The organism is Psychromonas marina (genome assembly GCF_030161115.1).
GTDB classification, from domain to species: domain Bacteria; phylum Pseudomonadota; class Gammaproteobacteria; order Enterobacterales; family Psychromonadaceae; genus Psychromonas; species Psychromonas marina.
Window position 1 is genome coordinate 80,477 of sequence record NZ_BSPQ01000004.1, and the last position, 23,608, is coordinate 104,084.

The 23,608-nt window shown below is 40.4% G+C and carries 25 protein-coding genes; 15 read left to right on the plus strand and 10 right to left on the minus strand.

The features are described 5' to 3' along the window. The 3 genes from QQK09_RS07835 to trhO all read left to right on the plus strand — a co-directional run bounded on the left by QQK09_RS07835 (position 1) and on the right by trhO (position 2,331). A complete protein-coding gene (locus tag QQK09_RS07835; RefSeq protein WP_284203573.1) occupies positions 1-558 on the plus strand; it encodes a DNA topoisomerase family protein in 558 nt (185 codons plus the stop codon). Positions 559-601: 43 nt separating this feature from the next. Then, positions 602-1,165 carry an L-threonylcarbamoyladenylate synthase type 1 TsaC gene (gene tsaC / locus QQK09_RS07840; protein WP_348532705.1) on the plus strand — a complete coding sequence of 188 codons (564 nt, stop codon included), beginning with the start codon at positions 602-604 and terminating at the stop codon, positions 1,163-1,165. Between the two features lie 185 nt (positions 1,166-1,350). Beyond that, positions 1,351-2,331, plus strand: coding sequence for an oxygen-dependent tRNA uridine(34) hydroxylase TrhO (gene trhO, locus QQK09_RS07845; RefSeq protein WP_284203576.1), 981 nt, complete (start codon positions 1,351-1,353; stop codon positions 2,329-2,331). A gap of 63 nt (positions 2,332-2,394) precedes the next feature. Here the strand turns inward: trhO and QQK09_RS07850 are convergent, their stop codons facing one another. The 3 genes from QQK09_RS07850 to QQK09_RS07860 form a co-directional block, all read right to left on the minus strand. After that, positions 2,395-2,898, minus strand: coding sequence for a GNAT family N-acetyltransferase (locus tag QQK09_RS07850; protein WP_284203577.1), 504 nt, complete (start codon positions 2,896-2,898; stop codon positions 2,395-2,397). Between the two features lie 8 nt (positions 2,899-2,906). Then, the gene (locus tag QQK09_RS07855) at positions 2,907-3,659 is read right to left on the minus strand and encodes a substrate-binding periplasmic protein (RefSeq protein WP_284203578.1); all 753 of its coding nucleotides are present in this window, start codon (positions 3,657-3,659) and stop codon (positions 2,907-2,909) included. A gap of 119 nt (positions 3,660-3,778) precedes the next feature. Next, complete coding sequence (locus QQK09_RS07860; RefSeq protein WP_284203579.1) at positions 3,779-4,681, minus strand: LysR family transcriptional regulator; 903 nt, start codon at positions 4,679-4,681, stop codon at positions 3,779-3,781. Between the two features lie 205 nt (positions 4,682-4,886). Between QQK09_RS07860 and QQK09_RS07865 the strand changes: the two genes are divergently transcribed. The 5 genes from QQK09_RS07865 to QQK09_RS07885 all read left to right on the plus strand — a co-directional run bounded on the left by QQK09_RS07865 (position 4,887) and on the right by QQK09_RS07885 (position 12,474). After that, the gene (locus tag QQK09_RS07865; protein ID WP_284203580.1) at positions 4,887-6,593 is read left to right on the plus strand and encodes an L-lactate permease; all 1,707 of its coding nucleotides are present in this window, start codon (positions 4,887-4,889) and stop codon (positions 6,591-6,593) included. Between the two features lie 164 nt (positions 6,594-6,757). Further along, complete coding sequence (locus QQK09_RS07870; protein ID WP_284203581.1) at positions 6,758-7,510, plus strand: (Fe-S)-binding protein; 753 nt, start codon at positions 6,758-6,760, stop codon at positions 7,508-7,510. A 1-nt stretch (position 7,511) separates the two neighbouring features. After that, entirely contained in the window at positions 7,512-8,987 is a 1,476-nt protein-coding gene (locus QQK09_RS07875; RefSeq protein WP_284203582.1) for a LutB/LldF family L-lactate oxidation iron-sulfur protein, read from the plus strand. After that, complete coding sequence (locus tag QQK09_RS07880; RefSeq protein WP_284203583.1) at positions 8,984-9,652, plus strand: LutC/YkgG family protein; 669 nt, start codon at positions 8,984-8,986, stop codon at positions 9,650-9,652. Before QQK09_RS07875 ends, QQK09_RS07880 begins: the two co-directional genes overlap by 4 nt. Next, positions 9,652-12,474, plus strand: coding sequence for an FAD-binding and (Fe-S)-binding domain-containing protein (locus QQK09_RS07885; protein WP_284203584.1), 2,823 nt, complete (start codon positions 9,652-9,654; stop codon positions 12,472-12,474). Before QQK09_RS07880 ends, QQK09_RS07885 begins: the two co-directional genes overlap by 1 nt. Before the next feature lie 57 nt (positions 12,475-12,531). Here the strand turns inward: QQK09_RS07885 and QQK09_RS07890 are convergent, their stop codons facing one another. The 4 genes from QQK09_RS07890 to QQK09_RS07905 all read right to left on the minus strand — a co-directional run bounded on the left by QQK09_RS07890 (position 12,532) and on the right by QQK09_RS07905 (position 16,005). After that, positions 12,532-13,893 carry a sensor histidine kinase gene (locus tag QQK09_RS07890; protein WP_284203585.1) on the minus strand — a complete coding sequence of 454 codons (1,362 nt, stop codon included), beginning with the start codon at positions 13,891-13,893 and terminating at the stop codon, positions 12,532-12,534. Then, on the minus strand, positions 13,859-14,542 hold the full coding sequence (locus QQK09_RS07895; RefSeq protein WP_284203586.1) for a winged helix-turn-helix domain-containing protein: 684 nt from the start codon (positions 14,540-14,542) through the stop codon (positions 13,859-13,861). Before QQK09_RS07895 ends, QQK09_RS07890 begins: the two co-directional genes overlap by 35 nt. Positions 14,543-14,586: 44 nt before the next feature. Next, entirely contained in the window at positions 14,587-15,138 is a 552-nt protein-coding gene (locus QQK09_RS07900; protein WP_284203587.1) for a PepSY domain-containing protein, read from the minus strand. Between the two features lie 111 nt (positions 15,139-15,249). Beyond that, the gene (locus QQK09_RS07905; RefSeq protein WP_284203588.1) at positions 15,250-16,005 is read right to left on the minus strand and encodes an NUDIX hydrolase; all 756 of its coding nucleotides are present in this window, start codon (positions 16,003-16,005) and stop codon (positions 15,250-15,252) included. 307 nt (positions 16,006-16,312) lie between these two features. On the opposite strand from QQK09_RS07905, the gene QQK09_RS07910 reads away from it, so the two are divergent. Continuing rightward, on the plus strand, positions 16,313-16,876 hold the full coding sequence (locus tag QQK09_RS07910; RefSeq protein WP_284203589.1) for a DUF3332 family protein: 564 nt from the start codon (positions 16,313-16,315) through the stop codon (positions 16,874-16,876). Between the two features lie 65 nt (positions 16,877-16,941). Here the strand turns inward: QQK09_RS07910 and QQK09_RS07915 are convergent, their stop codons facing one another. Together QQK09_RS07915 and QQK09_RS07920 are read right to left on the minus strand one after the other, a co-directional pair. Continuing rightward, a complete protein-coding gene (locus QQK09_RS07915; protein WP_431312585.1) occupies positions 16,942-17,793 on the minus strand; it encodes an ion transporter in 852 nt (283 codons plus the stop codon). Positions 17,794-17,909: 116 nt separating this feature from the next. After that, a complete protein-coding gene (locus QQK09_RS07920; RefSeq protein WP_284203591.1) occupies positions 17,910-18,125 on the minus strand; it encodes a DUF3820 family protein in 216 nt (71 codons plus the stop codon). Positions 18,126-18,183: 58 nt separating this feature from the next. On the opposite strand from QQK09_RS07920, the gene QQK09_RS07925 reads away from it, so the two are divergent. The 6 genes from QQK09_RS07925 to QQK09_RS07950 all read left to right on the plus strand — a co-directional run bounded on the left by QQK09_RS07925 (position 18,184) and on the right by QQK09_RS07950 (position 22,819). Then, positions 18,184-18,699, plus strand: a complete 516-nt coding sequence (locus QQK09_RS07925; RefSeq protein ID WP_284203592.1) for a GNAT family N-acetyltransferase — start codon at positions 18,184-18,186, stop codon at positions 18,697-18,699. A 198-nt stretch (positions 18,700-18,897) separates the two neighbouring features. Next, positions 18,898-19,362, plus strand: coding sequence for a YHS domain-containing (seleno)protein (locus QQK09_RS07930; RefSeq protein WP_284203593.1), 465 nt, complete (start codon positions 18,898-18,900; stop codon positions 19,360-19,362). A 2-nt stretch (positions 19,363-19,364) separates the two neighbouring features. Beyond that, entirely contained in the window at positions 19,365-19,862 is a 498-nt protein-coding gene (locus tag QQK09_RS07935; protein ID WP_284203594.1) for a hypothetical protein, read from the plus strand. A 3-nt stretch (positions 19,863-19,865) separates the two neighbouring features. Then, positions 19,866-20,696: a hypothetical protein gene (locus tag QQK09_RS07940; protein WP_284203595.1), complete on the plus strand. Its 831-nt coding sequence runs from the start codon at positions 19,866-19,868 to the stop codon at positions 20,694-20,696. 10 nt (positions 20,697-20,706) lie between these two features. Next, a complete protein-coding gene (locus QQK09_RS07945; protein WP_284203596.1) occupies positions 20,707-21,612 on the plus strand; it encodes a cyanophycin synthetase in 906 nt (301 codons plus the stop codon). A 22-nt stretch (positions 21,613-21,634) separates the two neighbouring features. Next, positions 21,635-22,819 carry an MFS transporter gene (locus tag QQK09_RS07950; protein ID WP_284203597.1) on the plus strand — a complete coding sequence of 395 codons (1,185 nt, stop codon included), beginning with the start codon at positions 21,635-21,637 and terminating at the stop codon, positions 22,817-22,819. 47 nt (positions 22,820-22,866) lie between these two features. On the opposite strand, the gene dapB is transcribed toward QQK09_RS07950, so the two are convergent. Continuing rightward, positions 22,867-23,598, minus strand: coding sequence for a 4-hydroxy-tetrahydrodipicolinate reductase (gene dapB, locus QQK09_RS07955; RefSeq protein WP_284203598.1), 732 nt, complete (start codon positions 23,596-23,598; stop codon positions 22,867-22,869). Positions 23,599-23,608 lie beyond the last annotated feature (10 nt).

Below are 23,608 nucleotides of genomic sequence, written 5' to 3' on the forward strand. Positions count from 1 at the left end.
ATGAGTAAAGATGACCTTCCCACCACACATATGAAAACCATTGATCTCTGTCCTGATTGCGGTGCTGAACTGCATATTCGCAACGGTAAGCAGGGGGCCTTTCTTGGTTGTACGCGTTATCCTGAGTGTGACTACCTAAGACCACTGCACGAAAAAACAGAGATAAAAAAAGTACTCGTCGGTACAAGCTGTCCATTGTGTGCACAAGAGTTGGTATTGAAACAGGGCCGTTATGGTCTCTTTATCGGTTGCAGTGGTTATCCTGAATGTCAGCATACTGCACAATTAACAGAGCCACCTAAAGAAGACCCAAAAGAACAACATATTAGCTGTCCATCATGCAAAAAAGGCGAGCTTATTCAGCGTCAATCTCGCTATGGGAAAACCTTTTATGCCTGTGATAATTATCCCTCGTGTAAATATGCGGTTAACGATAAACCGGTTAATGAATTTTGCCCTGATTGCCATTGGCCAATCTTAGTTGAGCGTAAAACTGCCGCTACTTTTCGCATAATATGTCCTAAAAAAGGGTGTGGGTATCGTAGTAAGCCGATATAATCGACTGTAAATCATACTTATAAATATGAAGGGAGATAGTATTTTGGCTAAGGTTGACTTAAGTAACGCACTGAGTGCACTGCACAATGAAGGTGTTATTGCTTACCCCACTGAATCTGTTTTTGGTCTTGGTTGCGATCCTGATTGCGATCTCGCGATAGAAAAAATATTACAGCTTAAACAACGTCCGGCACATAAAGGCCTGATCTTAATTGCTGCTAATATTGAACAGTTGCAACACTATGCTGATTTTTCAATGCTCACAGAGCAACAAGTTACAGCGATAAAGAATACCTGGCCGGGTCCCTTTACCTGGGTTGTACCTGCAAAAAAATCCCTTTCAAAATTGATCAGTGGTGACTTTGATAGCGTAGCAGTTAGAGTGAGTGACCATCCTATTGTGCAGCAACTTTGTAGCCAATTTGCTAAACCTATCATCTCAACCAGTGCTAACCTTTCTGGCTTAGAGGCATGCACTAATGCCGAGCAAGTTAAAGCGATGTTTATCGATAATCCACTTTTGGCGACAACTATCGACGCTGAAGTATCCGGTTTAGATAACCCTTCTCAAATCCACCACGCATTAACTGGTAAGCGATTAAGGTAGCTGGTAGTGATCAAGGTGCTCCTACTATTCATTGGTATGATTACCCTATCGTCCTTTTTTAAACGTTAATCTCACGTATTTTTGTTACATTGTTGTTGTGTATTTGTTAATAATTAGTTCGTATAATCGCTGTTCAATTAAATCAGCACTGGATTTACGTTCTAGTTAGCTAACAAGGAAGAACCATGTCAACAACCGTCGTATGTGCGTTATATCGCTTTGTCGCGCTTGAAAACTATCAAGAAATTCAACAACCTTTACTCGATATTATGAATAATAATGAAGTTAAGGGGACACTATTATTAGCCAGTGAAGGTATCAATGGCACCATTGCCGGCAGTCGTTCCGCGATTGATAATGTTATTTTTTGGCTCAAATTAGACCCTCGTTTTGAAAACCTCACTACTAAAGAGTCCTTTGATGAGGTTAATCCGTTCTACCGCACTAAGGTAAAACTCAAAAAAGAGATTGTCACGATGGGGGTTGAGGGCATTGACCCTAACCGTAGTGTTGGCAGTTATGTAAAACCTAAAGATTGGAACGCCTTAATTAGCGACCCAGATGTTTTATTAGTTGATACTCGAAATGACTATGAAATTAGTATTGGTACCTTTGAAAATGCGGTGGATCCAAAAACAACCAACTTTCGTGAGTTCCCACAATACGTAAAAGATAACCTTGATGCGAAGCAGCATAAAAAAGTGGCGATGTTTTGTACAGGGGGCATTCGCTGTGAAAAATCTACTGCCTACTTAAAAGAGCAGGGATTTGATGAGGTTTATCACTTAGAAGGCGGTGTTTTAAAGTACCTAGAAGAGGTGCCTGAGTCGGAGACCATGTGGAAAGGTGAGTGTTTTGTGTTTGATAATCGTGTTTCGGTAAATCATCAGTTAGAAAAAGGCACCTACGATCAGTGTCATGGTTGCCGTTTACCGATTACTGAAGAAGATAAAAAATCAGATAAGTATATGCAGGGCATTAGTTGTCACCACTGTTTTGATAGCATTAGTGACGAGCAAAAACAGCGCTTTAGTGAACGCGAAAAACAGATTCGCCTAGCGAAGCAGCGTGGTCAGTCTCACCTCGGTTCTGATGCGCTAGTGCAGCTTGAAAATAATCGAGCGAAGAAGAAGGCGCTAAAAGATCAGCAGAGAAAAGGGCTCTGATATTACTTTAATGTTGATAAACAAGTTCTCTGCAGTTACTGGAGAGGACTTTAGTCTTTAGCGCTAACCATTAATGGCATAGATCGCGACGTGTATTTTACGATTATAGAGCAGCTCTTTTTCTATTGTTAAACCAACTTTCTCAGCAACCCGTACCGACCCGATATTGTCCTTATCGATAATTGAAATTAAGCGTGTTAATCCCATCTCTTGAAAAGCATATTCTTTCATTGCGATAGCGGCTTCAGTCGCTAATCCCTTTCCCCACTGAGATTTTAATAATCGATAACCTAGCTCCACTTCTTCAATACCATTAATTGTTTGCATATAAAATCCACAGTATCCAATCAGTAATTCCGTTTCTTTATCTAAAACGGCGAGTAAGCTAGGCCGATTTTGTTCTGTTTGTTTGATGCAGTTTGCAATGAATTCAATGGTTTTTTGTTTACTATAGGGGCCGTTTAATGAAAACCGCATCACATCAGGATCACTGAATAATTGATAGCTAACCTCAAAATCAGTAACAGCAACTGGGCGTAAAATAAGTCTGGGTGTGATGATTTTCATAGTAAAATTTACTGCTTTAGATGTGATTGGTTATTATATTTAGTGCTTAAACGCTTCAGTGTATCCTCGCGCTGCATCGCCAAAAAGCTCGCCTTTAACTTTTTTACATCCATATTGTTGTGGCTTTTTTTAGAAATTTGTATCCAAGGTGTTCGCGAGTCAACCACTAAAGGTTCACCAAATAAAATTTCTTTATCATTAAGGTAAAGTGCTGATCGGAGAATTGGATCAAGAGCGCCAATAATGGCATCTGCTCTCCCTGCTGCTAGCATTTTCACACCTTGTGCATAATTGTTTATCGGATATTTTATGATACTTACGTTGTTATCTATCTCATCACTGAATTTGGCACCGCGTAAATAAGCAATTTTTTTATTCGTTAAACTTTCTATATTAGTGAAGTTATTGCCCTGTAGACCCATCACAACGGTTTTTATAGAAGGTAGCGGTGCAATATATTCAACGTACTCTTCTAGTTCTGGATAGCGAAACATAATCGTCAGGTCAATGACGCCAAACTTCATCTCTTTGATAATGCGTGCGTAGGGAGCAACTCTATTTTGTGGGGCGTAACCTGCGCCACTAACAAGGATATTAGCCATCTCATAGTAGATGCCACTTAACTCCGCTTGTGTATTGATACCATAAGGAGGGAAGCCAATAGTGCGGATCTCAATATTATCACCGGATGCATTTACAGAAAAAGCTGAGCATAAAAGTAGTGGTAATAAGCTTATAAGCATTAGCTTTTTAAGTCGCATTTGTTATCCATTCTGGGTGACTGGTCAGTGAGAGGTAAATGATACCATATCTAATAACGCTATGATTTTAAGTCAATTGTTTTTATCATATTGATCAATCGTTAAAATTTATTTTGTTATTAAAAGCATTGCCCAATGGCTAAATAGTGCTTCCTGATATGTTCAATCAATAAACGAATTTTGAGAGGAGGCTGACGAGTGAAGGGGTAAACAGCGTATATACCTAGTTTTTTTCCGACCCGATCAGGAAAAATATCGACTAAGTCTCCGTTTAAAAAGTCTTGGTAAACTAAGCAGCGTGGGACATAAGCTAAACCAAAGCCGCCTAATGCCGCTTTGCGTAACGCGCCAGCATTATTGGTTGAAAAGTTACCGGCTACTTTGACAATATAGTTGCCATTATCTCCTTTGAACTCCCACTCAGATGCACCGGTTGTTTGATAGGCGTATTGTAGGCAATTATGGTTGATCAACTCTTCAGGTTGTAGTGGTTTGCCATGCTTCTTTATATAACTGGGAGCAGCACAAATAACCCATTGAGAATCGATAATATGACGTGCAATTAAATTAGAGTCTCCCAAGTAGCCTGTTCGTATTACCAAGTCATAACCATCCTCAACCAAGTCAACAAATGAGTTCTTGAGAGACATGTCGATCGTTAATCCTGGGTGCAGACTACAAAATTCAGCCACTGCATTTGCTAATAACAGGTCACCGGAGATAGTGGGTACCGACATTTTTAAGTGCCCCGTCACACTTTCTGCGTAGCCATAAACCGCATCAATCGCTTCAGCAGAGGCCTGCTTCACACTTTTAGCCCCTTGATAAAGTACTTTTCCCGCTTCGCTCAGGGTTAATTTTCGTGTTGTTCGATACAAAAGTTGCACACCAAGGTCAGCCTCTAATCGTGCAATTCGTTTACTAACCACTGAATTTGTAAGGGAATTAACCTCTGCCACTTTACTAAAAGACCCATATTCAACTACTTGAGCAAACAGGATCAGGTCGTCTGTCTTTGCCATGATTAATCAACTTTTGGAAATAATGTTATTCATTATTTCTCTATATCGATAAAAAAGAAAGGAGTATCGTCACACTCCATTAACAACTCGATAACAAATTAAAGGGGCTTTAATTAAGACCCGTAATAAATATCGACAATGAACTTCACTCTGTTTTAAGCACACTTAGCTAAGCCAACAAGCGATAGCAAGCAAGGAAAATAATATGAATGATACTCTACTCGCGTTAATCGCATTCTCACCGATAGTGGTCGCCGCTGTTTTATTGGTTGGTCTTAACTGGCCTGCAAAACGTGCCATGCCAGTGGCCTTTGTAATGACCGTTATTATCGCTCTTTTTGCGTGGGATATGTCCGTAACACGTATTGTCGCTTCATCGTTACAGGGGTTAACCATTACGGTGGCAGTATTGTGGATCGTATTTGGTGCAATTTTTTTATTGAATACCTTAAAGCATACTGGGGCTATCTCAGTTATCCGTAATGGCTTCATCGACATATCCGCCGACCGTAGAATCCAAGCCATTATTATCGCTTGGTGCTTTGGCTCATTTATTGAAGGAGCATCTGGTTTTGGTACGCCTGCAGCGATTGCTGCACCGTTATTAGTGGCTATCGGTTTTCCTGCATTGGCCGCAGTGGTCATGGGCATGATGATTCAATCGACACCTGTTTCATTTGGTGCTGTCGGAACCCCTATTATTGTTGGTGTGAATAGAGGACTTGATACCCATAATATTTCTGAGGTACTGGTTGCAGGTGGTTCGACGTGGGAGATCTATCTGCAAGAGATCACCAGCAATGTTGCGGTGATTCATGCGGTGGTTGGTACGTTTATTCCGGTATTAATGGCGATGATGCTGACGCGCTTCTTTGGAAACAAAAAAAGTTGGACAGAGGGGTTAGATATCTTACCTTTTGCTATTTTCGCTGGGCTTGCATTTACTGTTCCTTATGCCTTAACCGGTGTGTTTCTTGGTGCAGAGTTCCCCTCGTTAATTGGTGGTTTAGTGAGTCTTGCAATTGTCGTAACTGCGGCTAAAAAAGGTTTCTTAGTACCTAAAACTACTTGGGACTTTGACAGTGAAGATAAATGGCCGAAGGAGTGGTTCGGTTCACTAAAAATGGATTTAAAAACAGAGCAGAAAAGTAAAATGGGCCTTACGCTTGCTTGGACACCCTACCTGTTATTAGCCATCGTGCTTGTTGCTAGCCGTGTTAGCCCTGAATTTAAAGGTTTCTTAAAAAGCTTTAGCCTGTCATTTAGTAACATTTTAGGAGAGGTGGGTGTGAGTTCAGCGATCCAGCCTCTTTATCTACCTGGCGGCATTTTGGTTTTTGTTGCGTTACTTGCAGTGCTATTACAAGCGCGCAGCCTCAAGCCCTTAGGCAATGCCTTTAAAGAATCAAGTAAAACACTGATAGGTGCAGGTTTTGTTCTGGTATTTGCCATTCCAATGGTGCGTATCTTTATCAACTCAGGTGTTAATGGTGCTGATTTAGCAAGTATGCCGGTCACCACTGCGCATTTTGCAGCAGGTATAGTTGGTGATCTGTTCCCTGCGTTAAGCGCTTCGATTGGTGCATTAGGTGCATTTATTGCAGGCTCTAATACGGTTTCAAATATGATGTTCAGTCAGTTTCAGTTTGAAGTAGCACAAACCATCGGTGTCTCTAGTGCCGCGGTTGTTTCTCTGCAAGCAGTTGGAGCTGCTGCCGGTAATATGATTGCCATTCATAACGTAGTCGCTGCATCAGCAACCGTTGGTTTACTTGGGCGAGAGGGTATCACCCTTCGTAAAACGGTGATCCCTACATTCTATTATGTTGTTGCGACAGGCATTATTGGTTTAGTGATTATTTATGGTTTTAATATCAGCGATAGCCTAATCGTCGCGCAAGGTACGAAATAAATATAATTGCAGCAACGGTTTAGGCATTAAGCCTAGGTCGGTGTTGCGCTGAAATAAGCCTTATTTTCCTATTCAGTTCATATAATTGTCATCTCATCATTAACGACACAATAAACAGAGATAGACTGAAAGAGCGACCACAATAGCAGTAAAGGAGAACAGTAATGCGTATCTACCCTGCAAAACCATCTAAAGTCTATTTTTATGCCACCTGTCTTGTTGATATGTTTGATCCACAGGCGGGCCTTGATGCGATAACACTACTCGAGCAGCAAGGTATTGAAGTGATTTTTGTTGAGAAACAAACCTGTTGTGGTCAACCTGCCTATAGCTCTGGGTATGACAAACAAGCTAAACAGGTTGCGCAAAGCCAGATTGACCTGTTCCCTGAAAATTGGCCAGTGGTGGTATTGTCGGGATCCTGTGGGGGCATGATGCATCATCATTATCGCCGTTTATTCAAAGGTGATAGCAATCAAGCGATGGTAGATACGTTCTGCGATCGGGTTTTTGAATTAACCGAGTTTCTGGTTAATGTCTGCAGGGCGAGCTTAATTGATCAAGGCGATAAAAGTGTGGTGGTGATGCATACCTCCTGTGCCGCGCGTCGTGAAATGAACGTACATCTTACCGCGACACAACTGCTTGAGCAGCTTGATAACGTAGAGATTCGAGAACAAGCTTATGAGAGTGAATGTTGTGGTTTTGGAGGCACTTTTGCGGTGCGCCATCCTGATATCAGCCAATCGATGGTGGAAGATAAAACCCAACACCTTTGTGCTACCGAGGCCACTGAGCTGGTCAGTGCTGATTGGGGCTGTTTACTTAATATTAATGGTGCGTTGGAGTATCAGAATAAAGCGTTACGTGGCGTACACCTTGCGAGCTTTTTATTGGCGCGTACCGGAGGACAATAGAATGAGTCAATCTGACAGCAATTCATTGAACAACGGCGTTCACATTCAACCGCTCGCCCCTGAGCATTTTCATCAGCAAGCAAAAGCAGCACTCGCTGATCCTCAACTGCGTCAAAACTTTCGTGGCGCGATGGATTATTTAAAAGATAAACGCAAACTCGCGTTCTCTGATGTGGCGGAAGAGAAACATATTCGCAATTTATCCGAAGCGATTCGCCAACGTTGCTTAAGTAAGTTACCCGATCTATTAGAGCAACTTGAAAGCAATTGCATCAATAATGGCATTCAAGTGCATTGGGCTGAGGACGCCATACAAGCTAATCAGATTATTGCAGATATCGCACAGCGTCATAACGCCAAAGAGATCATCAAAGGTAAATCGATGGTCAGTGAAGAGATTGAACTTAACCATGAGATGGCAAAACTTGGTATCAACTGTTTAGAAAGTGATATGGGCGAATATATCGTGCAGCTCGATGGTGATAAACCCTCCCATATCATCATGCCTGCCATTCATAAAAACAAACAGGAGGTGAGTGATACTTTTGCCGCACACCTTGATAATTTCACGCCTACGATTGATGTTGATGAACTGATTCAAACCGGTCGTAGTCGTTTGCGTCAAAAGTTTCAGGACGCTGATATCGGGCTGTCTGGGGTTAACTTTGCGGTCGCAGAAACAGGCACATTATGCTTGGTAGAGAACGAAGGTAATGGTCGCATGTGCACTACCGTACCTGATGTACATATCGCGATTACGGGTATCGAGAAAGTGGTTGAGTTTTTAACCGATGTGCCACCGCTTTATAGTGCCTTAACGCGCTCTGCAACGGGGCAAGCGATCACCACCTACTTCAATATGATCACTTCACCGCGTCGTGAAGGCGAGTTAGATGGGCCTCAAGAGGTGCATTTGGTATTGCTTGATAATGGCCGCACACAAGCATTTCAGGATGAAGAGATGCGTAAAACGTTGCAGTGTATTCGTTGCGGTGCTTGCATGAATCATTGCCCTGTTTATACCCGTATTGGCGGACATGCCTACGGTACGGTTTATCCGGGGCCGATTGGTAAAATAATCTCGCCGCATATGATGGGGCTAGAGAAAACCAAAGATCTAGTGACCGCATCGAGTTTATGCGGTGCCTGTGGCGAAGTCTGTCCGGTGAAAATACCGATTCCAGAGATGTTACAACGCTTACGTAATGAAGCGAAAAATCCAGCAACAGCAGCGCATCCTGAGATAAAAGGGCAAGCATCGGCGGCAAGTAAAACAGAAATGTTAGCGATGAAAAGTTTTGCTTATGCGGCGACTCATCCCGCTATTTATCACTTGGGCAGTTGGTCAGCGACCAAAGTCAGAGGATTAATACCGAGCAAGTTAGGGGCTTGGACGCAGTGCCGAAGTGCGCCAAAACCGGCGAGTAAAACCTTGCATCAATTACTCAAGGCAAGTCATAAAAAGGATCAATCATGAGCAGTTCAAGAGAGGCTATTTTCGCGCGTCTTCGTGATGCGAATCCTAAAGTGAAAACAATGGAAACGATCGCTTATCAACCTTGGGTAAGCAACGAAACAGAGGTGTTAAAAACACGTTTTATTGACGGCTTGAGCGCCAGCCATGCCGAGGTGCTAACAACTAATAGGCATGCATTAAACGAGACGCTTAAAACGCTTATTATCGAAAAACAGTTTGCTCGGATTGCGATCGGTACGGGTGGGGATTTACATAGCGAGATTGTGAAAGCGATTAGCCTAGTGCAAATCACTCACCCCTTAAATATCTTACAATTTGATGTTGATTTTGCGCAATGTAAGTCACAACTATTTAATGACATTGATGCGGGTATTACCCATTGTCGAGTAGGAATTGCTGACACGGGTACTTTAGTATTATGGCCTGATAATACCGAGCCGAGAACACTATCATTAATCCCACCCGCGCATATCGCGTTAATCAAACGCTCAACAATTGTCAGTAATTTTGCGGAGTTGATGGTAACAGAGGCGTGGCAAAATAAGATGCCAACCAACATCGTTTTGGTCTCAGGCCCCTCTAAAACCGCCGATATACAACAAACACTCGCCTATGGTGCGCATGGTCCTAGCCAGCTAGTTGTCATTTTAATTGAGGATATGTAATGGAAAATAATGTTCAGCAGTATCAACAACTAGCAGATATGCTACAGACACGTATTGATGAAAATAGAATTTTTACCGATCAAGCGCTGCTGCTTGCTTATGGTACCGATGCTAGTTTTTACCGCTTAATCCCTAAAATGGTGCTGCGTTTAAAAAATCTTGATGAAGTTATTTTTACTATCCAAGCCTGTGCTCAATTTAATATTGCTTATACCTTTCGTGCGGCAGGGACCAGTTTGTCGGGGCAGGCGGTATCAGACTCGGTGTTAATCACATTAACCGATGATTGGCGAAATCATAAAATCAGTGACAATGGCCATAAAATCACCCTGCAACCGGGGGTGATTGGGGCAGATGCGAATAAGTACCTAGCCTCCTTTGGGCGTAAAATAGGCCCTGATCCTGCTTCTATCAATACTTGTAAAATAGGTGGAATTGCCGCAAACAATGCCAGTGGTATGTGTTGTGGCAGTGCGCAAAACTCCTACCGCACCGTTGATAGTATGAAGTTAGTATTTGCAGATGGCATCTTGCTTGATACCGCTAGTCCACAAAGTATTCGTGCTTTTGAGTCTAATCAATCGCGTTTAATAATGGGCATTAACGCGTTATGCGCTGAAGTCGCGAAGAATGAAGCGTTAACGCAACGCATTGTTCATAAATATCGCCTTAAAAATACTACCGGTTATTCACTGAATGCCTTAGTCGATTATTCAGACCCGATTGAAATCATTAAACATTTAATGATCGGCTCCGAGGGTACGTTAGGGTTTATTGCTGAAATAACCTATAACACCGTTATCGAACATCCCCATAAAGCGTCAGCGCTGATTGTTTTTAATAATATTGATGAAGCGAGTCAAGCGGTGACTGCATTAAGCAAAGATCCGGTATCAGCGGTTGAGATGATGGATGGTCGTGCAATGCGTTCCGTTGCTGATAAACCCGGAATGCCCGCGTTTATTGCAGGTTTAGACCTGCAAGCTGGGACCTTGTTAATAGAGTCACGCGCAAGTGATAAAACCTTATTAGAAGAGCAATGCGCAACGATCATGCAAACCGTTGCACAATTTAAAGTGATTGAATCGATTCCATTTACCAGCGATTCTGAAACAGTCGCGACGTTGTGGGGTATTCGTAAAGGTATGTTCCCTGCTGTTGGCGCGGTAAGGGAAGTTGGTACCACGGTGATTATTGAGGATGTTGCTTTCCCCGTTGAACATCTCGCCGCAGGGGTGCTGGATCTGCAAAAACTGTTTGACCGATTCCATTATGATGAAGCGATTATTTTTGGTCATGCACTCGAAGGTAATTTACATTTTGTATTCACACAAAGCTTTGAAGATGCTGATGAGATAAAACGCTATGGCGATTTTATGGATGCGGTGGCTGAATTAGTGGCGGTTAAATATCAGGGTTCACTAAAAGCGGAGCATGGTACAGGCCGTAATATGGCGCCTTATGTTGAGCTAGAGTGGGGCAAAGATGGTTATGCCCTAATGCAGAAAATTAAAGCGTTGTTTGATCCCTGCGGTTTATTAAACCCAGGGGTGATTATTAATGATGATCCACAGTCGCATCTTAAAAACTTAAAACCGATGCCTAAAGCTGATGAGTTAATTGATCGCTGTATTGAGTGTGGTTTTTGTGAGCCAGTGTGTCCATCACGCACGCTGAGTCTATCGCCACGTCAACGTATTGTGCTGTATCGTGAACTACAACGTCGAGAAAGTGCTGGTGAAACGGAAAACATAAAAGATTTACGCAAGGTATTTGAATACCAAGGTTTAGATACCTGTGCTGCGACAGGTTTATGTGCCGAACGTTGCCCTGTAGGCATTAATACTGGCGATCTAGTTAAAAAATTACGCACTAATAAATATAAAAAGTTCACCCCTATTGCACGTTGGACAGCGAACCATTTCAGTGCCACCACTAAAATGGTTAGTCTGGGGCTGAAAACAAATCAAGTCGCGCAAAATGTGTTGGGTAAAAAAACGCTTAGTACGGTAGTGAATGGGGTGCGTAATATTAGTGCGGGCAAAACACCCATCTGGATACCTGAAATACCGAGTGCGAATAACAGCCCTGTACAAAGTACAAAAGCTGCTAACAGCAGTGCTAAAAAAGTGGTGTATTTACCCTCCTGTGCAAGTCGCACCATGGGACAACAGGCTGGTAATAGTGATAACCGTCCGTTAACCGAGGTGACACAATCTCTTATCAAAAAAGCAGGATTTGAAGTTATTATTCCAGAGCAGTTATCAGATCAATGTTGTGGTATGCCCTACGATAGCAAGGGGATGAATGCACTTGCGGATCAAAAGTCACAACAGTTAGAGAAGGTTTTATGGCAAGCCTCTGAGCAGGGAAAATGGCCGGTATTAATGGATACCAGCCCCTGCGCAAAACAGAGTATCGAAAAGTTTAGCCAACCGATAGAGGTACTAGAGCCGACAGGTTTTGTGCTTAAATATCTACTTGAGCATTTAACCATAAAACCCATTGATGAAGCGGTAATGTTACATGTGACCTGTAGTTCGCGTCGCATGGGGTTAGAAAATAGCATGCTTGAGTTGGCTAAAACCTGTGCTTCAGAAGTGATTATCCCTGAACATATTCAATGTTGTGGTTGGGCGGGCGATAAAGGTTTTACCACCCCTGAATTGAATGAAGCAGCGCTGCATACACTAAAAGAGCAAGTGCCGAATAGTTGTAAACGTGGATTTAGTAATAGTCGGACTTGTGAAATAGGGCTATCGCACCACAGTGGTATCCCTTATCAATCCATCTTGTATTTGGTGGATGAGGCGAGTCATTAAATCTAAATAGTTAATATTATTGCGCCTGTTGAGTTACTTCAGCAGGCGCTTTTTAGCTTATTGTGAAAATTCAACTTGAACGCTTAACCCCGGGTTATTATCAAGCAATTTTATACTACCGTTATGTAGTTGAATAATCGCTTTGACTAAGGTTAACCCTAAACCAAAACCTGCAATCTGGCGGCTTTTTTCAATGCGGTACAGGCGTTGAAATACTTTATCTTTTTCGCTATCGCAAATGCCAGGGCCATTATCACTGACTATGAAACCATTTTTAGTTAACTGTAAGCTAATGGTTGCCTTATCTCCGGCATATTTACTGGCGTTCTCTAATAAGTTATACACAGCGCGGAATAACAAACTTGCATCGCCTTTAATAGAAACTTCCAAATCACTTTTGAGTTTAATAATCTGTTGTTTTTCTTCTGTCAGTGGTTCAATTAAATCCACGGCATCAACCATTATTTGTTGTAGGTTGACGGTTTTAAAATGTTGGCTTTTTTGCTCTTGTTGTTGCTGTAGGCGCGTTAACTCTAGCATTGCACTGAAAGTAAATAGGATTTCATCTAGCTTCTCTAGCATCGATTGCAATTGTTCACTGGGTAAATTGTGCTTTAAGTTAGCCTCTATTTCAGATTCGAGTTGCTGCCTTAAATGCCCTAATGGTGTACGTAAATCGTGCGCGATAGCATCGGTAATACCCGCAATGGTTTCAAAGGAGTGTTGTAATTGATTAAGCATGGTATTGATATGCAACGCCATATGGTCATATTCATCATTGTGTTTAGAGACAGCGATACGTGCACTTAATTGGCCCGATTCAACACGTAATGCAACTTTGTTAATGCTATTAATGCGTTTTAAAACCCGTGTAGAAAAGATAAGGCCGGTGATTAATCCCATTAATAGTGCTAAACATAAAGCAATCATAGAAGCTGTGATGAATTGCCCTTTGAGGTCATATAGGTACTCATCATCAATGGCAATAATTAATAAGCCATCGGGTAAAGATTGAGAACAACCAGAAATAAGGCGGATCTCTTCATATTTGTCTAACCAGATAGGGAAACGTGCGAGCTTAGAACATTGTGATAGGTTTGATGGGATTGAGTTCAACCGGCCAATCATTTTTGATTGTGTTTGATAGGTTAATAAATACTGTCGAGAACTTTCCGCTTGAAGTTTAAACTGCGCTATAAATTCATCGTTATTGAGTTGTTGGGCAAGTTGAGTTTGTTGTTGGATAATATTATCCATCTGCAAGTGTTGCTGACGACTCATCTGACCAATACTAAGTTGGAATAATACCACCAGTAAAACGATCACGACGGCTAATAATAAACCGGTATATAAAAAGGTTAAGCGCCAGATAGAACGGGCTTGTTTAACCGTTTTCCACCATTCGGTAACCGATGCCACGCACTGTTTCCAATAAAGGGGTAACCCCATCAAGCTCTACCTTTTTTCGTAATCGTGCCATATGCACATCAATAACATTAGTTTGTGGGTCAAACTGATAATCCCAAACCGCTTCAAAAAGCATTGAACGCGACACAACTTGCCCACTGTGTTCCATTAAATAGCGTAATAACTTAAACTCTTTAGGTTGCAAAGTTAGCTCATTGCCCCCCCTGAATGCCTTATGAGAAAGTAGATCCATCTTTAGGTCTGCGACCTGTAGGGTGCTCGTAAGTTGCTGGCTAGTATTACCTTTACGTTGAATTAATATTTCAATTCGGACTAACAGCTCAGACAATGCAAAGGGTTTGATGAGGTAATCATCCCCCCCTTCACGCAACCCTTTAACTCGTTCAGAAACACTATCTAATGCACTTAAAATAAGTACCGGTGTTTCTTTACCGGCTTTTCTTAATGTACTTAATACCGTTAAGCCATCTAATTTAGGCAACATTCTATCGAGCAAGATGAGTTGATACTTCCCCTCTAGCGCTAAAAATAATCCATCTTGTCCATTATCGGCGAGATCGACTTCATACCCTTGTTCTTGAAGTGCTTTTTGCAAATATTCACGGGTTGTTTGGTTATCTTCAATAACAAGAATGCGCACAGAGGCTCCTAAAGGGAGGGTTTCTCCCAACAGTTGGATTTAAATTAGTATTTCATCACAGGTAGTACATTACCGGTTTTTATATCAACAATGACACGTTTAGGGCCCTGTTCATTCATTAATTTAAATTTATAAAAAGTAATACCTTTTTCATTTTCTAATTCAAACTCGAAAACCTCTGCATTGTACTTTTGCTTTAATTGCGCAATGGTTTTACCTAATTCAAAATTTGATGCTTTTAATTCTTCTAATGCTTGTAATTCATCATCATCTAAACGGTTAACCATTAAGTACTTAAGATTTTTTTTCTCTTCTTTTAACACTGCACCATCTTCAAGGCTTAACTCTAATTTATGTTTTTCCTGTGTCTCGAAGTTGATCGCTTCAATTTCGTAAGTCGCTTGATTATGGTGATCATCAATTTCAAACTCAATAATGTATTGTGCATAATCACTGCTTACTTTTTCAATTGCTTGCTCTACAGAAAAATTAGCACGCTGAATTGCCATTGTTGCTAATACATCGTCCTCTTTGCCGGCTACTGCTGAAACAGAAGTTAGTATTAGTGCTGCACCGATTAGTTTAGTAAATTTCATTTTATTTGCCTTGTTCGCTATTAGTTGATGGCTGAAGTATAGACTTTGCCCATTTCAACAAGGTGGATAAAACATTACAAAAAGTTAATGTTACTTTTTTTAAAATCAACGTTAGATGTGGCTATTTTCAGTAAAGAAAACTTCGTGCTTTTTATGTGGCCCGCTATTGTCAGTTAATTCAATAGACTTCAAACCCTGTTGATATTGCAATTTTTCAACCACTTCGCGGGTAAAGAAGCTGTTCTGTTTATCATTAATAAACTCACTCACATCACACCACTTAGCTTCTGCAATCTCATCAATATCTTGTATATTAATCTCTGTTGTTAACGCCTTTAACGCGCATAGAAAGTAGATATTAGACTTACCAAAGCGAAACACCTCTTTGGAAGCAAAGCCTTGAACAGCAACAAACTCACTGTGGATGCCTGTCTCTTCAAATACTTCCCGTACAATTGCTTCTGATATCTTTTCACCGAGTTCAATATGCCCGCCGGGTAACTTAAAACCACTGTGGGTAGCTAATCGTTCACGAATTACCAATACTTGATTATTTTCATTAAAAATAAGTGCACCAGCACCGATGCTATAGGTGGGTACAAAAGGTGCGTAGGCATCCGATTTAAGGCGTAAAATAAGCGTTATTTCATCTTCTAAGCAATTATGAAAAACAAAACCTGCATCGGTGAGCAACTTAATAAACCCCGATTGTTGAATCGATAAGCTAAACCAAATCAATTGTTTAGATTGCTCTTTGGCGGTTAATAATAAGTGATGGAACTGCTCTGAAAATTCAGATATCGATTCTGGCAATGTTTGCTTGTTGAGCACAACGCCGTTGTAGTCATCAAATTGGTAAGTGAGCACAGAGTTTCCTTTTTTATATTTTAATTATTGGATTGGGGGTACTGATCTTTATTACTATCTGCCTTCTGAGGTTTATAGTAAAGCGTGTCGATAATTTTAGTGTCTCTTTTGTTGTTATTATTTTCTGCAGTCTTAGCCGGAGACGTACTTAATCACTTTAACATAGATAAATTATCTTTTTGTGAAGCACTAGGCGCTCAACTTTTATTCTTTTATCATCCCCGCCCGATAGAAACAGCATCCGCGCTGTTTCGTATTTAAATTTTTAGCTTACGCGAGATAAGCCCTTAGGATTACCTGTATCAATATGAAAAAGAATATTTTAAAAACTGTTATTTTGGCAACATTCACCGCATCTGTAGCGGGTGGTTTATCTGGTTGTGTTGGTAGCAACGCAGTCACAGGTCATTTAATGGCATTTAATGTAAAAGCTGTTGATAACCGTTATGCGCGTGGTGGCTTAAATATGTTACTTACCCCGGTTTATGCATTAACGGTTGCAGCAGATGCGATTGTATTTAACTCAGTTGAGTTTTGGTCGGGCAAAAACCCAATCAACGGTAAGCCACATATCTTCGATACAAAAACAGATACCATGCTTAATATCAATGATGACTTACACCCATCATTGATCGATGCGCCAATCGACCCAATCACTAAAGCAGACAGCGTTGAAAAAGAGGTTTACTCAACGCAAATGGAAGCAATTAATGAAAATACGCTTGATTTCCATATCGTTTATAGCAATGGTGAGAAAGCAACGTTACGTGGCGAAAAATCGGGTGATATCGTGACTTTTTACATGGACGGTGAGTTTGTAACAACCACCACCATGGATGAGTTAGTGGCGTATGAAGAGACGCACGCATAAGTAATACGCGTTCGTTATCAGCGAAATTAATGGCAGTGCTTTTTTGTTAGCACTGCATATTAATATTATCTATTTTTCTGCTGCTGCATGAGCAGTGTTTTTATCTCCGCAATCTGCAACTGTAATTCCTGCATCGTTGGCTGTTGCGCTTCGTTATTATTCAGGTCCGCTTCTATCTGTCGTTCCTGTTCTAACACATTCACCACAATGCCGATCACCATATTGAGAAAGGCAAAAGCGGTAAAAAAGATGAATGTCAGATAGTAGATCCATGATAATGGGTAAACCGTCATGCTTTCATACATCACGTCAGTCCAGTCCTCAAAGGTCATTACCCTAAATAACGTCAACAGACTGATCGAAATATCACCCCATAATTCAGGGTTAATGCCCGCAAAGAACGTGGTGCCAACCGCAGCATAGATATAAAAGATGATAAACATCAATAGCATGACATAACCCAATTGGGGCAGCGCTTTAACTAAAGAGTTAATTAGAATACGTAATTCAGGAATGATGCTGACCATTCTTAATACCCTGAAAATACGCACCAAGCGGCCTAAGTAGGCTATTTCGCTATCCTCAACGGGGATAAGACTCACTAAGACAATAAAGGTATCAAAGATATTCCAGAAGTTATGGAAGAAGCGTTTTTTGTCAGGCTCACCAATGAAACGGATAATAATCTCGGTTAAGAAAATGACCGTGATCGCAATATCTAATATCGATAAAATACTCATCGCCGTTGCGGATATTTGATAGCTATGCGCACCGATCATTAGCGCAGAGAAGATAATAATCGCGATAACAAATAGTTCAAAAACTTTGTTATTTCTTATCTCATAAAAACGTCGTTGTAGTGTGCTATGTCCAGCGCTTACTAATTTTTTATCGATAGATTTATCAAACTTAGTCATCATTTTCCTCCGTGAAACGAACTTGTTTGCTTAGGATAAAATGAATTGGTGAAACTGTCTAGATAGTCTAAATCCACAATATAAGTGCTAGATTATAAAGCATATTGTAGAAATAATTAGCGTATTAGAGGTTTCAGCATCTTTTCTAAGCCATTCAATTTAATTTCGTACATCAATGCTAATTGTTTACCTAGCTTTCCTTCGGGGAAACCATTGCTATAAAACCAGACTAAATAGGGTTCAGGCAGAAATATTAATTTTCTACCAGCATATTTCCCGAAGGGCATGACTTGATTAATTGCTTCACTGAGTGCTTTTGGATCATCTAACAATGTCTTTTTCACTTTTTGGATAGTATAAAAGGATATATTAGCAAAACATGGAGTTCCTATGACAATTAATATTCGTCCTTGCCAATTAGATCAGTTGAGTCTGTTACGTGACGTTTCTATCGAAACTTATCGTGATACTTTTGAAGAGAGTAATAGTGAAGCGTTAATGCAGCAGTATCTTGATGATGCACTCACTGAGGAAAAATTAAGCCAACAATTACAAACAGTAGGCAGTTATTTTTATTTTATCTATTTTGCTGATCAGGTTGCTGGCTTTTTAAAGGTCAATATTGATGCTGCACAGAGTGATGATGTGGCTAAAGACAGTTTAGAGATCGAGCGTTTTTATATCCGTAAACTTTTTTTGCGTAACGGATTAGGCAATAAGTTGATGCAGTTTGCTTATAACCTTGGGCAGGAGTTTGGTAAGTCTGCTGTTTGGTTAGGTGTTTGGGAACACAATGTACCTGCATTGGCCTTTTATCACGCGCACGGATTTCAACAAGTCGGTGAACATCCTTTCGATATGGCCGGTGATCTGCAAACCGACCTATTACTCAAAAGAGAATTATGAAAATAACTATTTTGACTGTCTTTTTATTCTAAATTTCAAATTAATCAGTGTGTTATTACTAATAATGGCAGGTAAATTTATCTAGTTAATGATTAAATAGATAATTATTTTTTAATTTGTTGAAATACATTTATTGCTTTCAGGGTCTAATGTTAAGTAGTTGTTAATATTATTCCTTAATTTAAAAGTGGTATTTGTATGAAGTTATTAAAGTTAAGCATAAAAACCTTACTGTTACTGTTTATCGTGGGCACTAGTTCAGCACAAGCTGGAACGGTAGTTGATCATATTTATACCGGATATTTTAATAATAAAGCAGTCTCTGGTTATGATGTTATCGCTTATTTTGAACAGTCGCAGCCAGTTGAAGGCTCCTCTAAATATCAGCTTAGCTATAAAGGTGCAGACTGGTACTTTTCTTCACAAAGTAACCTCGACAAATTCAAAGCAAATCCAGAAAAGTATGCACCGCAATATGGCGGCTACTGTGCATGGGCGATGTCTAATGATAAAGCTGCACCGGGCAACCCTCCTTTTTGGACTATTTACAACGATAAGTTATACCTCAATTATGATCAGAAAGTATTAGATACGTGGCGTGTCAATAAAGACCAGTTCATTAAGAAAGCAGATGCTCATTGGGCAAGTATGGAAAAGGAATAACCATGAAATTAAGTAAAACATCAGTAATTAGTTGGCTTGTGATTGTTTGGATTTGTAAGGTTTTTCTACTCTCATTACCTTATAAATTTACATTACATCCTGATACGCAGCATATTTTTGGCACTATTGGTCAATGGATGAAGGGCTTTATTGGCGATTCTGGTGGTACGCTGTTTATGAATTATGGCTCCTACGCGGTTGGGGCTGTTGAGTTAGTGACTTCGCTTATATTGCTTTCTCCTGCGCTGTTTTTTGTTTTTAAAAAAATGGGTGTGATCAGCAATGCTCCGAATATTCATCTGTTGCATGCCGTTGGTGGTGCGTTAGCTTCAATGGTGATGGCGGGGGCGGTATTTTTCCACCTGTTTACGCCATTAGGGATTGAAGTGATACACGAGGGTAAAAGCGATGGTGGTTCACTGTTTTATGCGGCGACCTCTATTCTTATTCTAGGTGCTTTTATCGCGTTGCTTAACTTGATCAAGTACAGAAGGGGATAAGGTTTGTTAATTCGACTATCGCTGGTTTTTACTTATATATTTTACTGCATCCGTTTCGCTGTTGCGCCGTGGCGCTACTTCCAGTTAAACGCGCCCTATTTTAACGAACAGCGTAATCTGTTCTCTAAGTTAGATATGGATAAGCGTATCCCTAAGCAGTGGTTGCTTGAGCAGTTTATGGATTTAGGGGCCCGTGATCCTAGCCATTATCCGGTATTTGTAAAACCTGAGTGGGGACAGAATTCTCAGGGCGTTGTACGGGTTGATAACCTAATGCAGCTTAATGCATTGCGCCAACAACGTACTGATCGTCATCCGTTTTATCTCATTCAACAGGCTGCGCAAGAGAAGCGTGAGTTTGAATTGTTTATGATTCCTAATGAAAATAATTTACAGCAGTTCTCGCTATTATCAGTGACTGAAACCTGTAATCGCAGTGGTGATGCGCTTCCAGTAAATGGGATTTATAACCAAGATAGTTATTACCAAGATTGTGCTGAGCATCTAACGGATCAGCAACTACAGACAATTTGGGGGCATTTAAAGCAGCTCGGTGATTATCGTATTGCACGCTACGGTGTGCGTGCCAATAGTTTAGAGGATCTGATTGCAGGGCGATTTCATGTGGTTGAGGTGAATCTTTATGTGCCGATGCCTTTACTGTTATTAGTGAAACAGATGACGCTGTTGAAAAAATTAAAATTTATAAAACAGGCGATGAAACAGTTGGTTTTTGTCACCCAAACCATTCCCACTACGCAGCAGAATAAATCAGTTTTTTTCAAAAAACTGCGTGTGGCACAGCGTTTAAAATCAGTGAATAAAACAATTTAATGGAACTATCATGAAGCTAAAAAAAATAATTTATGCATGGATAAGCAAAACCTTTATGGATGGTTGTAGTAACTACAATAGCTTACAGGTACGTAAAAGTTGCCGTAGTAAAAAACAGGCACGTGATAAATTTAAGCAGGGCGGTATTCAACACGCACAGGGGTTAATCTTTTTTAACCCTTTCAAAGCGATTAAATTTGCACAACAACACGGATTCCCATTAGTTATCAAACCAAACGTGAGTGGTTTTTCAAGGGGAAGTCACTTTCCGATTGAAAACTACCAACAGCTCTGGAAAGCGATGTTTTTTGCCAAGTGTTGGTGGCCATTTACGGTGGTTGAACAATATCTGCAGGGACATAACTACCGTGTCGTAGTAGCGAATGGAAAGATAATGTCGGTATTGGAGCGTTATGCCCCTTTTGTTGTGGGTGATGGTATATCGACTATCGAGCAGTTGATAGATACTGAAAATAAAATACGTGAACAGATGGGGTTATACCCTTGTATGTCACCATTACAAAAAGGTGGGCAAACAACCTCATTTCTTAAAAAGTCAGGTTATAACCTGCAAACTATCCCGGCCAACAATGAGAATGTAACCCTATTTTATCGTATCTCTCTTGCCCCAGGTGGGGTGGTGGAAGTGATTGATAAAAAACTGTTACCAGAGGCAAACCAAAAACTCTTTAAAGAGGTCTTAAATCTGTTTGATGCGAATATATTAGGTATCGATGTGATCCTAGAAAAGGGTATTGAAGTTGATCATCGAGAACAAAAATGTATTTTTTTAGAGGTTAATTCAAGACCTTATCTAAAAATGCATAATTATCCACGTTATGGTCAAGCTGAAGACCTTTCTGTGCATTTTGATGAACTCGATAAGTTAGAAATTAGTCAATCCGATATTTATTAATATCAATCACATAGAATAATAATTGATGCCCATACTAAGTCGTACTTTTTACCTGTTCTCTGCTATCCACTCTTTTTTATTGGGTTTGTTACCTATCTTTATCCCAGTTATTTTGTGGGATAAAGGGTTAACCATTAATGAAATTGCCACTTTTGTTGCCCTTAGTGGTGTTGGTTTTTTATTGGCTTTGGTCATGTGGGATCGGTTACGGGCTAGTAGCAACTGGAGAGTGATTATAGCGCTCTCTTTTATACTGCAAATGCTGTTAGTTGGGCTACTTATAGCGGATGCTCAGTGGCTTTTATTATCTGTTGGGGCACTCATTAATGGTGCAGCAGGTTGCTTCTATTGGTCAACACAACGTATCCTGTTTCAATCGATTACCAGCAATAAAAATAGCGGCAATACCTTTGGTAACTTTCAGATTGTCGTGGTGATATGCCTTAAGTTAGGCATACTATTAGGCAGTTTTTTATTAGACGGTGATTATTCTAACACGCTCATTTTTATCTCTTTTAGTGCCTCTTTAGTAGGCTTTTATAGCCTCAATAAACTGCTTAGTAATAGCAGAAATTTGCTTTCAATTATACAGCCACCCGCCTTTTCGATGACTGACGTACTCGCTTTTAAAGATAACTACCGATCCAAAAGTGTTTTTATGGTGGATGGTCTCTTTCTTTTTTTAGAGAGCTATTTTTGGGTGTTAACTATTTACATGCTCACTAAGGAAAGCTTATCTACATTAGGGGTTGTAATTGTTGCACTGAGTCTATTGTTGGCGGTTATCTTCTTTGTTATCAAACAGGTAATTGATAATACTAATGCACAGCGTTTATTTTTTATCTCTATTTTGGGTTATGCATTAGCATGGTTTTTACGTGGGGAGCTTAGTTTTCAGGATAATCCGTTAATACTTTATGGCGGCATGTTGTTAATTGCTTTTTTAAGTAGCTTGTTTCGCCTTGCGTTTAACAAGCGTTTTTACGATATTGCCAGTGTCGAAAGGCCTATCTACTATATCTTATGTAAAAGCTACTATTCACAATTTATGATTGTTGTCTTTTTCGCTTTAATTGCGTTATTTGTACCACTAACAGAGCAACCCTTGCAGCAGTTACAACAACTTTATTATTTATCGATACCTTTGGTTTTTGTCTATTTTGTCTATCAGAAGAAAAGTACTGCGCTAATAAAAACGCCAACATAAGTTGGCGTTTTTTGATCGAATTAGCATCTGTTAACCGTGCTGTTAACTTAGTCCATTAAATGTTCTAGACCATAAACCAATTCGTTACGTTTCACGACCTCTTTACACGCAAGACAGATACCCGGCATAAATGATTCACGATGTTGTGAATTATGCTCAATTTTCAGCGTTTCACTTAACCCACCGAAGAATACCGTTTGTTGTGCAACCACACCCGGAAGACGAATTGAGTGCAGTTTCACACCATGAAGCTCTGCACCACGTGCACCTTCAATTAACTCTTTGTCGCTACATTCAATGGGGGCTTTAGTGCGTGCTGCTGCAATTAACTCTGCGGTGCGAATACCCGTACCAGAAGGGCTTTCCTCTTTTTGCGGGCTATGCGCTTCAATCACTTCTGCGTCCGGTAGGTATTTGGCCGCTTCCGCTGAGAATTTCATCATTAATACTGCGCCAATTGAAAAGTTTGGCGCAATTAATCCACCTAATTGCTTTTCTGTTGCCAGTGCTTGTAGTTGCTCTACTTGTTCAACTTGAAATCCGCTAGTACCAATAACAGGGCAAGCACCTGCGTTTAAGATAATCTGTGTATTTGAAAAACCAGCAGAAGCCGCTGTTAAATCTACAACCACTTGTGCGCCACTGTTTTTAATCAGTGCAGCAAGATCATCACCAAAATCACATTCAGCCACTAGCTGCAATGCGTCATCGTTATTAATCGCTTTAACCGCTTCACTGCCCATGCGCCCTTTAGCGCCATTTACAATTACCTTAACCATGTTAATCCCT